The organism is Streptomyces sp. R-74717, from assembly GCF_047305335.1.
Taxonomy (GTDB): Bacteria; Actinomycetota; Actinomycetes; order Streptomycetales; family Streptomycetaceae; genus Streptomyces; species Streptomyces atratus.
This window is the reverse complement of the sequence record NZ_CP102361.1, coordinates 7,548,870-7,560,916: the sequence shown is the minus strand read 5'-3', so window position 1 is coordinate 7,560,916 and position 12,047 is coordinate 7,548,870. Positions and strand designations below refer to the sequence as shown.

The following is a 12,047-nucleotide window of genomic DNA, read 5'->3' as shown; positions in this document are numbered from 1 at the left end:
GTCGCGTGTGGTCCTCCTCCTGTTGAGCTGACCCCCTGCGTCTCCTCGCGTCTTTGCCTCGCGCCGTGTGCGGCGCCTGAGCACTGTTCCCTGCGTGCCTTCACGTACACAACACCGCTCCGCCCTCCCCTCGCTCCGCCGTTTCCCGCTCCGCCGATTTCCTTCGCCACGACCGTGGTGTCGCTGCGCGCTGCCATGCTGCCGCGCTTTCGCGGCTGTTCACGGCCGACGAACCAGGAGAACCACACCTCATGCCCCGAACCCGGCACTCCGCTGCCTTCGCGCTGATCACCGTCGCCGCTCTCGCCCTCACCGCGTGCGGGTCCGGCGATCCGGCGGCCGCACCGGCCGGCGCCGCCGGGACCGCGGCCGCCAAGGGAAGGATCCCGACGACGGATGTCGTGTCGTCGGTGCACAAGGACGAGGCCGCGGCGAAGCTGCTGCCCGCCGGTGTCCGTGCCTCCGGCACCTTCACCATCGCCTCCAGCATCGGCAATCCGCCCGGCGCCACCTACCTCGAGGACGGCAGGACGGTGGCCGGTACGGACATCGACATCGCGGACGCGGTGGCCAGGAAGCTCGGGCTGAAGCCGAAGCGCGAGGTGGCCTCCTTCGAGGCGATCCTGCCGGCGCTGGGCAGCGGGAAGTACGACGTGGGTACCGGGAACTTCGGGGTGACCGAGGAGCGCCGCAGGACGATCGACTTCGTCACGTACATCAATGACGGCCAGGGCTTCGCGGTCCGCGACGACAGCAAGCTGAAGAGGGTCACCGATCTCACCCAGCTCTGCGGCCTGACCGTGGGCACCGGCGCGGGTACCACCTTCGAGGTGACGCTGGAGGAGAACAGGCACCTGTGCTCCGACACGGGCAAGAAGCCGTACGAGGTGAAGACCTACAGCGACCAGGGCGCGATCTGGGGCTCGCTCCAGCAGGGCCGCAGCGATGTAGTGATGTCGACCATCAACGGGCTGCGTTACGCGGTGGAGCAGCAGGAGGGGGTGCGCTTCCTCAATGAGTTCAAGCGCCTCGACGTCGGCTTCGCCTTCAAGAAGGGCACCCCGCTGGCGCCCGCCTTCCGGGCCGCGGTGAACGGCCTCAAGGCGGACGGCACCTACGACAAGATCCTGAAGAAGTGGGGCATCAGCGCGTCGGCGATCAAGACCTCGCAGATCTCACCGCCCGAGATCAAGTGATCCGGTCCGCGCCGGGCGGTGTCCGCGCGGTCCCGGTCCCGCCCGGCCCGCGCCGGGCTCCCCGCCTCAGCAGCTGCAGTCGCACCCGCAGTCGCAGCAGTCGCAGGATTCGCAGCAGTCCCCGCAGTTGCTGCAGCAGTCACAGGCATCGCAGCAGTCGCACTGATTGCACAGTCCCTCGCGGCGCTGATGGCTCCACGGGTCGTTGAAGGTGCCGCAGCACATCTGGCAGGTGCAGGCCAACCCCGCCCACACCAGGCAGCCCGCGATCAGACCACGCCGGTCGCGCGGGGGCTCGGGCGGGGGCTGCGGCGGGCCGACGGGGCTGCCGGGGCTCGGCGCGTACGGATTGCCGGGCGACGGCCCGAAGGACCCGGTCTGCCGCACACCTGACGGAGGGACAGCTCCGTCCGGGGCCGGGCCGCCTGCCCGGTGCGAACATGCCGTGGTGCCGAACGCCCGGTCCACCGACTGCCGCAGTTCGTGCACCAGCAGCACATGGGCCAGCTTGTCGTCGGTGAACTCCGCGTCGCGCAGCGCCAGCCGCACACCGCGCAGCGCGTCGTCGCAGAGCCGCCGGGCCTCGGTCCGCGTGGTGCCGGTCGCGGCGAGCGGGTTCCAGGCACCCGACGCAGCGTCGGCTTCCTGGTCCTCCACGGCATCCAGCAGATGCGCCAGGCGTCCGAAGAGGCGGCCCGCCTCTGCCAGCGGCTCCGCGTTCTGCGGCTTGCCCGCGAGTATCGCGGTGTGGGCGAAAGCCGCTGCGGTGGCGGTCTCGGTGGGCTCGGTGACCAGGAGCAGCGGGGTACCGGGCCCGGCGAGCAGTTCGATGCCGGTCTGCCGGTCGACGGCATCGACGAGCAGCGCCGTGTCGAAGCCGAGCTGTGCGCCGGTGCGCGCGCCGGCCCGGTCCCAGCCCGCGGCGACCCGGCGCGCTGCGGCGGCGACCGGGCGGCGCTTCAACAGGCCGTCCCCGTCGGCGACGTGGTCCCGCACCTTGGCCGATGCCAGCACCAGGGAGACGGCGGCGGCCAGCCTGGCTCCCTCACCGCGGGCGACCGGAGCGGTCCGCATGGCGCGCAGCGGGCAGGGTCCCGCGGTGCGTCGCCATCCGGTGGTGCGCTCGGCCTGAGCCTCCGTCAGAACCGAGACGATCAGGCCGTCATAGTTCGTGACGATCCGGGCGAATTGCCCGTGGTCGGAACGGAGTGCCAGACAGAGCCCGCAGAGATGGGCCATCCACTCGGTCCTGAGCCCCTCGGACAAGCGGTGGGCACAGGGCCTGACGATTCCGAACACGACGATCCCCCGAGAGTCGTTCATCTGTGCGCCGCGCTCGTGCGCAAGCGCGACGTGCATCGTATCGAGGGCCCCGTTCACCCGTACGTCCCCCATGTCACCCGTACGGCCCGGCACATCGTATTTTCTTTCTTTCAGGCCCCTGATGCAGGAGGAACCTTGACGAATCGCCACATCTTCTGCACCAGTACCGTCACGAATCCCCTGCGCGCCGACTATCCACTTGGCGCACGATCCGCATCATGGACGACCATAGGGATACGAAAGAGATGCGGAACACCACGGAACCGCGGTGAGAGGAGGCGTCCATGGGATCGGTGCGCAAGGCGAGTGCCTGGCTGGGCCTCGTAGAGGACAACGACGAGCGGTACTACGACGACGAGTATGCCGAGGGTGCACAGACCGGGACCGGTCAGGCCTGGGTGACCGACCCCCGGGTGCAGGTGGCCTCCGAGGCGGCCGAGGAGACGGGCCGCCGGATCGCCACCGTCACCCCGGACAGCTTCCGGGACGCGCGAGCGATCGGAGAGCTCTTCCGGGACGGCGTCCCGGTGATCGTCAACCTCACGACCATGGACCCCACCGACGCCAAGCGCGTCGTGGACTTCGCGGCGGGGCTGACCTTCGGACTGCGCGGCTCGATCGAGCGCGTGGCCACCCGGGTCTTCCTGCTGACCCCGGCCGACACTCAGGTGGTCAACGGCGAAGCCGTCGGCCGGCCGGCCGACGGCTTCTTCAACCAGAGCTGAGCAGGGCGCTCGCCGGACCGGTCTACCGGAACGCGTCGAGGCCGGTGAGCGCCTTGCCCAGCACCAGCTGGTGCATCTCCACGGTTCCTTCGTAGGTGAGCACCGACTCCAGGTTCGTCGCATGGCGCATCACGGGGTACTCCAGAGAGATCCCGTTGGCGCCGAGGATCGTGCGCGAGGTACGGCAGATCTCGATCGCCTCCCGCACATTGTTGAGCTTTCCGAAACTGACCTGTTCCGGACGGAGCCTGCCCGCGTCCATCCGCCCGCCCAGATGGTGGGCGAGCAGGATGCCCTTGTGCAGTTCCACGGCCATGTCCGCGAGCTTGGCCTGGGTGAGCTGGAAGCCACCGATCGGCCGGCCGAACTGCTCCCGGGTCCTCGCATAGTCGAGGGCCGACTCGAAACTGGCACGCGCCGCACCCATGGCTCCCCAGACGATGCCGTAGCGGGCATGGCTGAGGCAGCTGAGCGGGCCGCGGAGACCGGTGGCCCCGGGGAGTACGGCATCGGCCGGCAGCCGTACCTCGTCGAGGACCAGCTCACTGGTGACCGAGGCGCGCAGGGACCACTTGTGCCTGATCTCGGGCGCCGAGAAGCCCGGGGTGTCGGTCGGCACGACGAATCCGCGGATTCCGCCGGCCGCGCCACCCTGGTCGGTCTGCGCCCAGACGACGGCGACCCCGGCGACCGAGCCGTTGGTGATCCACATCTTGCGGCCGGTGAGCACCCAGTCCTCGCCGTCGCGCTTGGCGTACGTCCGCATCCCGGCCGGGTCGGAGCCGTGGTCCGGCTCGGTGAGGCCGAAGCAGCCGATGATCTCGCCGGCCGCCATGCCCGGCAGCCACTGCTGCCGCTGCTCCTCGGAGCCGAAGCGGTGGATGGCGTACATGGCGAGCGACCCCTGTACGGAGACCAGGGAGCGGATTCCCGAGTCAGCCGCTTCGAGTTCCAGGCAGGCCAGTCCGTACTGGACGGCGGTGGCGCCCGCGCAGCCGTACCCCTGCAGGGACATGCCGAGGGCACCGAGCGAACCGAGCTCGCGGGCCAGCTCACGGATGCCGGGCAGCTCGCCGTTCTCGTACCACTCGGCGATGTGCGGCAGGACACGGTCGGTGGCCCAGTCGCGGACCGTGTCGCGGATGGCGAGGTCCTCGGCACTGAGCAGATCGTCGATGCCGATCGGGTCGGCGGGGTCGAAGGGCGGGAGCTTCGAGGACTCAGAGGTGGACATGAGGGTGCCTCCGGCGGCTCGCACGATACTAAAAAACTAGCAGTGTTAGTTAGGGTGTCGCACCGACGTTACGGCTCAGTGTCCCGCCCGTCCAGAGCCGGTCGCCTCGGCGGGTCGGCGCCGGGTGGCCGGCGGGCGCGGCCGCTGCGTACGGCCCGCGGCGGGCGCCTCGTGCGGACCGTGGGATCCCGGTGCCTCGCTCTGCCCCGGGGACTCATGGGCATCCTCGGCCTCGTGGGGTTCACGGACACCCGGTGACGGGCACTCCATCACCCGCGGCAGCCGCAGCGCGGCGAGCGCTCCGACCAGCAGCAGGGCCGCGCTGACCAGCAGCGTGACATGCAGTCCGGTGATGAAGGCGTGGCGGGCCGTGGAGCGCAGCACCTCGCCCAGCGGACCGCCCAGCCGGTCCGCCACCTGGTATGCCTCGCCCAGCGAGTGGGAGGCGGCCGCACTGTCCCCGGCGGGGACGCCCTCTTCGGGAAGCTTCGCGAGTCCGGGGGCATAGGCGGCGTTCATGACGCTGCCGAGCAGGGCGATCCCCATGCCCGCGCCCAGTTGGTAGGAGGTCTCGCCGATCGCCGCCGCGCCGCCCGCCCGGTCGGCGGGGGCCTCGCTGAGCATGGATTCGTACGCCCCGAAGAGCGTGGACTGAAGCCCGAAGCCCAGTGCGACGAAGGCCGCGGTCAGCAGGCCGGGCCGGTCGTGCTGCCCCATCGCGGTCAGGACCAGTACCGAGGCTGCCGTGAGCACGAAGCCCCAGCCGACCATCCGGCGCGGCCCGATGCGGCGCAGAGTGTACGAGCCGGTGGCGCCCGCGGCCATGGCCGCGAAGGTGAGCGGCAGCAGCCGCAGACCGGTCTGAAGCGGGCTCAGACCCAGGACGAGCTGGAGGTACTGCACGGCTATCAGTTCCAGCCCGACCAGAGCCAGCATGGCGAGGATGATGCAGCCCACCGCGGTCGAGAAGGCGGGCCTGGCGAACATCCCGATGTCGATCAGCGGATGCGTACGGCGCTTCTGACGGCGCACGAAGACTATGACCAGTACGGCCCCGATCAGCAGCGGGGCCAGTGTGGCCAGGCTCAGCAGCCCCTCACCGGTGCCCGCCCGCTTCACCCCCAGGACCACGCCGAGCACTCCGGCCGCGGCCATCAGCGCGCCCAGCACATCCCACGGGCCGTCATTGCTGCCGCGCGATTCGGGGAGCAGCAGGCGGCCGACCGGCAGGATCAGCGCCATCAGCGGGATGTTGATCAGAAAGACCGAGCCCCACCAGAAGTGCTCGACGAGGAAGCCGCCTATGACGGGTCCGGTGGCGGCGCCGACGGCGGCGACCGCGGTCCAGACGCCGATTGCCACGGCCCGTTCGCGCCGGTCGGGGAAGACCTGCCGGAGGATCGACAGCGTCGCCGGCATGATCATCGCGCCGCCGACGCCGAGCAGGGCACGCGCCAGTATCAGTACGCCGGGGCTGTCGGCCATCGCGGCGATCGCGGAGGCGACGCCGAAGAGGGCATAGCCGAGCAGCAGAATGCGGCGCCTGCCGACGCGGTCGCCGAGGGTGCCGAAGAGGATCAGCAACGAGGCGCAGACCAGTGGATAGGCGTCCACGATCCAGAGCAGACCGACTGCACTGGGCCGCAGGTCCTCGGTGACGGCGGGGACGGCGACATGGAGCACGGTCGAATCGAGCGCGACGAGCAGCAGACTGAGGCAGAGGACGACGAGGACGACCCATCGATTGGCACCGTCGGCGGCTGAGCGCAGCCGGATTCGGGCTGTGGTCGTCCCGGACATGCATGTACCTCCCAAAAGGTCCCTCGCGCTCGGCAGGCCAGCCGGGGATGCAGCGGTTCGCTGTCCCTCGGGGCCCGGCATCGATGGGCGAGTGATCCGTCAGCGTACGCGAGTTCGGAGCACTCACACGTGGTCCACCTCATACCTCGATGGGCCGCGGAGTGTGGCGTACGCCACGCCGAGCCGCCGCCCGGGACCCGCTCGGACCTGCACGAACCCGCGCGGACGGCTTTCGCGCCCGGCACAGAAGGTACTCGGCATGACTCCCGGGGCACATGCCGGGCCCGCGCCGAACGCGTTCGGTAACCGGACGGACACCGCCCGTTTCACCCCACCAAGAGGCCGGAGAAATTCATACCGGCACCCTTGCGCTTTTCTGTCCGCACCCAAACACCCTTCCGAAATGAGTGCGAAATCAATAATGCAGAGACCCGTCGATATGCTTCTTCGGGTCAGGAATTAAGGCCCGGCTGAGACATAGTCCACATCACATCGTCATCACAAAGAGACCGGATCGACCTGTTCGCGCGCTAACTCGCTGTAACGTCGATTGGGTGCGTACCGACATCTTTGCCCGCCTGGACCGGGAGCCGGAGCCGCCGAAGATAGAGCCACCGCGGATGAGCCGTCACCGCATCGCTCTCTTCTGCGGGACGTTGGCGTTCTATCTCGCCATCGTCGTTGCCGTGCTGGTCTCTTCCTGGCTGGTGACTCTGGACTGGAAGGTCATGCTCTTCCGGCCGTATCAACAGTGGCCGGAAATCCATGCCTTCCTCGACTACTACATCGTGCTCGGCCAGCGCGGCCCCACCGCCACCATGGTCGCCTGCTGGCTCGGCTGGCGCTCCTGGCGGCAGCACACGCTGCGGCCCCTGCTGACGCTCGCCGCCGCACTGCTGCTGCTCAATATGACGGTCGGCGCGGTCAAGATCGGCCTGGGGCGGCTCGGTCCGCACTACGCGACCCAGATCGGCTCCGCGGAGCTCTTCGCCGGCGGCGATATATTTCCGTCGGGCCACACCGCCAACGCGGTCGTCACCTGGGGCATCCTCGCCTATCTGGCGACCACCCCGCGGGCCAGGCGCTACCTGTCGGCCACATCGGCGATCGTCTCGCTCGGCGTCGGACTCACCACCGTCTACCTCGGCACGCACTGGCTCAGCGATGTACTGCTGGGCTGGGCCGCGGGGCTGCTGATCCTGCTGGGCCTGCCCTGGGTCGAGCCGCTGATCACCCGGGCCGAGGCCTGGATCTTCGCCCAGCGCGAGACCCTGCGGGGACGCGGCCGTCCCGTTCCTTCCGTGCCCGTCGCGGCCGGAGGACCCCGGACCGTACCGCTCCCGCAACCGGACGGTGGCGACGCCGTGACGGAGAGCCCGGTGCTGGAGCCGGTCGCCGCGGGAGGACACACGGCGACCGCAACGGGCACGGTCACGGGCGCCCGCTCGCGTGCTCACCCGGCGCCCCCGTCGCATCTGGTGCGCTCGGAGCGGACTCCGGTCACCCCGGCCGGCAGCCGCCGCCCGCCGCACGGGGACCGTACGCCGCGCGGCGGCACCACCCCCGCCCGCCCGATGCCCGGCGGCTGAACACCCCAGGAGCAGCGGGGCCGGTACGCACAGCCGCTCCCCCGCACGGTGAAGGCCCCGACTTCGGTCGGGGCCTTCACTCATGTCCGGGCCCGGAGCCCGGGACGCAGGGAGCCTCAGCCCACCCAGCAGCGGGTGACGACGGCATCGGCGACCTCGAAGTTGATCCGTCCGCTCCGGAACTCCATGGTGATGATCGCGCCCGGCGGCAGGGATCTGACGGTGCTCCAGCCATGCCTGCGGGCCCGCTGCTCGGCCGCGTCGACGAGGAGGCCGACGTACGCACCGGGTGTGTCGTCCGGCTGGGCGGAAGGGGTCGGTATGGGTGCCATACCTCTCACCGTAGGCGGCCGCGGACCACGACGGAAGCCGGGGCGCCGACCACCGCACGGCATCCTCGCGTCCCTCGGCGGTCACGCTTGTGTCACAGGATCACGACACGCGTGCCGCTCGAATCACGCCACCCGAGCACGCGGCCCGCGACCGGACACACAGTAATCACACAGGCCGGGAAACGATCACACGAAAGGCCCGAAAACAAAGCAGAATATTCCGTATCGAACAGCCGGAATTCCCGGGTTGAATAGCCTGCGTAAATGAGCATGCCACCGGGAATTCACGCTTCCTTATGGCAGCCTTATCTTTTGGTCACAAAATCCGTACCACGGGCCTGGGCAGCCGCCCGCTGCCGCCCGTATAGCGGACAACCCGAACCGTCCTTGTATGGGCGCGCCGGTGGAAGCGCTCAGTCCAGGGCCCGGGACAGCCGGTCCCTGGCCGCCCTGATCGCGTCATTGAGCTCCGGCGGTTCGACGACCTCGAAGTCGATCCCCAGCAGCATGACGTGGATGACCAGCACATCGAGACTCGCCGCCCCGGCGCGCAGCAGGCAGCTGTCGGCTCCTTCCGCCTCCAGCACCCCTGAGGACGGCGAGATCCGTTCGGCCGCGCGCTCGATCCCCACCTTCAGCCGGATCACCGCGTGCGTCGCGTACACGGTGGTCGAGATTCCCTTTGCGACATAGGCGGCCAGATCCTCGGCCGGTGCGTCGCGGGGGACGAATCTCGGGCCGTGCGGCGGCGTGGGCGTGATCCGGTCCGCGCGGAACGTGCGCCAGTCCGCGCGGTCCAGGTCCCAGGCGACGAGATACCAGCGGCGCTCGGTGCACACCAGCCGGTGCGGTTCGACGGTCCGGCGCGATACGGAGCCGGAGTGGTCCCGGTACTCGAAGCACAGCCGCTCGCTGTCCCGGCAGGCTCCGGCCAGTTCGGTGAGGACACCCGGATCGGCGGTGGACGCGCCGGGTCCACGGAGCAGCGGCACGGTGAAGGTGTTCAGCGCGTTCACCCGGCGCCGGAGCCGGTTCGGCAGCACTTGTTCGAGCTTGGCCAGGGCGCGTACAGAGGTCTCGCCGATGCCCTCGACGCCATTGCCCGCCGCAGTGCGCAGCCCGACGGCGACGGCGACGGCCTCCTCGTCGTCGAGGAGCAGCGGCGGCAGCTGGGCACCGGCGCCGAGCTGGTATCCGCCGCCGGTACCGGGGCTGGCATTGACCGGGTAGCCCAGTTCGCGCAGCTTGTCGACGTCACGGCGGACGGTCCGCGGGGTGACCCCGAGCCGTTCGGCGAGATCGGCGCCCGACCAGTCCCGGTGCGCCTGGAGCAGAGAGAGCAGGCGCAGCAGTCGTGCCGAGGTCTCCAACATGGGGCGAGTCTGCCAGGGGTTGCGGACAGCCTGCGTCCGCAACCGGCTGCCGACGGTCTACCGGGCCTGCGCCGGATCCGGTACGAGCCGTACGCAGAGATCGTTGTCGGCCGAGTAGCAGGGGATGGCGCGGACGCCCTCCCCTGCGCTGCGGCCCGGGTAGACGAAGCTGTTCTTGCGGTCCCAGACGTCATCGAGGATGCGGGAGATCCGTACGCCGTCGGCCGGCTCCCCGGCGCCCGTCCCGGGGAGCAGCCAGAGCGTCCACAGCTGCTGCTCGGTGACCGGCCCGGTGCCCAGCCGGTCGAGCGGAAGCGTGAAGGAGAACGTGCCTTCCTTCCCGGCCACCGGCACCCGGCAGACCCGGTCGGGGGCGCCGGCCAGTCGCGCCTCGACGCGGGCGCCGTCGCCGAGGCGGGTCCCGTACAGCGTGCCCTCGACGGTCATCCCGCCCCCGTCGAAGGTGACCGGCCCGGCCTCGGCGTGCGGCGAGCGGACCCAGCAGCGCACGGCGAGCCGGCCGTCGACGGTCGGGTACGGGATACGTACCGCGATCCGCCCGGTCTCCGGTGTGCGGTCCATGAGGAGCCGCACATCCCTGATTCCGGGCTCGACGGCCTCCGCTCCGTCGTCGTCCGCGCCCGGCTCACGCACATAGACGTCCCAGCGGCCTTCGGCAGGCGCCACGGTGCCCGGCAGCACCGCTCGCAGCCGTCCCCCACCGAGCGGGCTCAGGGGCAGCCGTACGGTGTCGCCGTCGCCACCCGCGCCTTTGGCCCCGCGCAGCCGCAGAATCAGTTCGGGCGTCTCCCCGGCCTCGCGGCGACGGAGGTCGAGCTCGAAGGTGATCCCGCCGTCGGGGCCTGCGGTGCAGTCGGCTCGTGGCGTCTGTCGCTCTGCGGAGACGGTCATGCGGGCTTCCCCTTGCGGATGACATCGGCGGCCTTGTAGCGCAGGGCGTACGCCCCGTCCAGCACGGTGCCGCGGGCTCGGTGCAGTGTGGTGCGCAGAGCGCCGTGCGAACGGTCGCGCGGGGCTCGGGAGGCGAGTTCGGTGAAGAGCCGCTCATGACGTTCGGCGATCCGTGACGGGTCGAAGCGCTGCGACGCGGCCAGCGCGGCGCGACCCGAACGGTGCCGCGCTTCGTCGTCGCCGATCAGACCGAGCAGGGCGTCCGCCACCGCCGCCGTGTCACCGACCGGCACCAGCCGTCCGTCGGTGCCGTCCTCGATGATCTCGCGGGGGCCGTGCGGGCAGTCGGTGGCCACGACCGGCAGGCCGCAGCGCATCGCCTCGACGATGGTCATGCCGAAGGACTCGCGGTCCGAAGTGACTGCGGCGATCGCCCCCTTGGGCCACTCGGCCTCCAGCGGGTTGACCGGCCCCATCAGGAACACATGGTTGTGCAGGCCGAGTTCACCGATGAGTGCGAGCAGCGTCTGGCGCTCGTTCCCGGTCGCGTCGCCGCCGCCGTAGATGCGCAGCCGCCAGTCCGGACGGACGGCGACCACGTCGGCGAACGCCCTGACGAGCAGGTCGTACCGCTTGATCTTGTGCAGCCGGCCTGCGGCGATCACCCACTTGCTGTCGCCGTCGGCGGGCGCGATCCCCGGCTCGGGCACGCTGTTGGGAATGGCCTCGATCCGTACGCCGGGCAGCTTGAGCCCGGTCCGGTAGGCGCGGGCGTCGGCCTCGGTGACGGTGGTGACCGCGTCGAGCAGGGCGTAGCGATGCCCGATCTCGCGGCGCAGCCGGTAGCTGTGGCTGTCGAGGGTGAGGTGCTCCTGCCCGATCCGGACCGGACCGCGCCGGGCCTGCCTGCTGATCTGCACATTGAGCCCCGGCCGGGTTCCGACCACGACATCCGCGTCCAGGGAACGCAGATGGTCCGCCACCCGCGCGTCGGTCAGCCTGCTGTACTGGCGGTACCTGCTGTCACCGCGCGGGAACACGGTTGCCGGACGGGCGTGTTCGGCCGCGTCGCCGTCGTAGGAGGGGCTCTTCTTCCGCAGGTCGACGAGATGGCTCATGCGCACGCCTTCGGGGGCGTCCAGCGCGGGGACGTCGCGGTGCCGGAAGACCGACACGATCTCGATGTCGTGGTGCCCGGCCAGCGCCCCGGCGAGATTGAACGTCGTACGGATCGTGCCCCCGACCCCGTAGGCGTTGTGGAGCAGGAAAGAAATGTGCATGAAACGCCATATCTCCTGGTTCGGCTGATCGGTGGGGGACAGCACTTGCCATGACGGCGCAGAGGGGCCGGTGGTTCACTCCGGGCATCGACCAGTTTCAGCCACTCTCATGCTCACCCGTTTTCCTGATTTGTCGATGTATCGGTGAACCGGTCCATGGCCGAGTCGACCACATCGCCGTATGACCGATCAGGAGAAACAGGTCGCAACCGGCCTCTCGAATCCTGAGATTCACCCTCTGCGCCGGATGGTTCGATTACGTTCCCTTTCTCGCGTGACCCCG

The 12,047-nt window shown here is 70.1% G+C and carries 10 protein-coding genes; 3 read left to right on the top strand and 7 right to left on the bottom strand.

What is annotated here, in order from left to right:
* Positions 1–251 precede the first annotated feature (251 nt).
* On the top strand, positions 252–1,196 hold the full coding sequence (locus tag NRF20_RS34670) for an ABC transporter substrate-binding protein (RefSeq protein WP_398629194.1): 945 nt from the start codon (positions 252–254) through the stop codon (positions 1,194–1,196).
* A 66-nt stretch (positions 1,197–1,262) separates the two neighbouring features.
* Here NRF20_RS34670 and NRF20_RS34665 read toward each other — a convergent pair whose 3' ends face one another.
* Complete coding sequence (locus NRF20_RS34665) at positions 1,263–2,519, bottom strand: DUF5685 family protein (protein WP_398629195.1); 1,257 nt, start codon at positions 2,517–2,519, stop codon at positions 1,263–1,265.
* Between the two features lie 284 nt (positions 2,520–2,803).
* Between NRF20_RS34665 and NRF20_RS34660 the strand changes: the two genes are divergently transcribed.
* A complete protein-coding gene (locus NRF20_RS34660) occupies positions 2,804–3,244 on the top strand; it encodes a cell division protein SepF (protein ID WP_398629196.1) in 441 nt (146 codons plus the stop codon).
* Between the two features lie 22 nt (positions 3,245–3,266).
* Here NRF20_RS34660 and NRF20_RS34655 read toward each other — a convergent pair whose 3' ends face one another.
* Both NRF20_RS34655 and NRF20_RS34650 read right to left on the bottom strand, forming a co-directional pair.
* The gene (locus tag NRF20_RS34655; protein ID WP_398629197.1) at positions 3,267–4,478 is read right to left on the bottom strand and encodes an acyl-CoA dehydrogenase family protein; all 1,212 of its coding nucleotides are present in this window, start codon (positions 4,476–4,478) and stop codon (positions 3,267–3,269) included.
* Between the two features lie 75 nt (positions 4,479–4,553).
* Positions 4,554–6,278 carry an MFS transporter gene (locus tag NRF20_RS34650; protein WP_398629198.1) on the bottom strand — a complete coding sequence of 575 codons (1,725 nt, stop codon included), beginning with the start codon at positions 6,276–6,278 and terminating at the stop codon, positions 4,554–4,556.
* 554 nt (positions 6,279–6,832) lie between these two features.
* Between NRF20_RS34650 and NRF20_RS34645 the strand changes: the two genes are divergently transcribed.
* Positions 6,833–7,867 (top strand): phosphatase PAP2 family protein, encoded by a 1,035-nt coding sequence (locus NRF20_RS34645; protein ID WP_398629199.1) that lies wholly within the window; start codon positions 6,833–6,835, stop codon positions 7,865–7,867.
* A gap of 116 nt (positions 7,868–7,983) precedes the next feature.
* Here NRF20_RS34645 and NRF20_RS34640 read toward each other — a convergent pair whose 3' ends face one another.
* The 4 genes from NRF20_RS34640 to NRF20_RS34625 all read right to left on the bottom strand — a co-directional run bounded on the left by NRF20_RS34640 (position 7,984) and on the right by NRF20_RS34625 (position 11,764).
* A complete protein-coding gene (locus tag NRF20_RS34640; protein ID WP_266362624.1) occupies positions 7,984–8,199 on the bottom strand; it encodes an I78 family peptidase inhibitor in 216 nt (71 codons plus the stop codon).
* 413 nt (positions 8,200–8,612) lie between these two features.
* Positions 8,613–9,572 carry a helix-turn-helix transcriptional regulator gene (locus NRF20_RS34635; RefSeq protein WP_398629200.1) on the bottom strand — a complete coding sequence of 320 codons (960 nt, stop codon included), beginning with the start codon at positions 9,570–9,572 and terminating at the stop codon, positions 8,613–8,615.
* Positions 9,573–9,629: 57 nt separating this feature from the next.
* Positions 9,630–10,484 (bottom strand): transferase, encoded by an 855-nt coding sequence (locus NRF20_RS34630; RefSeq protein ID WP_413753887.1) that lies wholly within the window; start codon positions 10,482–10,484, stop codon positions 9,630–9,632.
* Positions 10,481–11,764 (bottom strand): glycosyltransferase family 4 protein, encoded by a 1,284-nt coding sequence (locus NRF20_RS34625; protein ID WP_413753886.1) that lies wholly within the window; start codon positions 11,762–11,764, stop codon positions 10,481–10,483. Before NRF20_RS34625 ends, NRF20_RS34630 begins: the two co-directional genes overlap by 4 nt.
* Positions 11,765–12,047 lie beyond the last annotated feature (283 nt).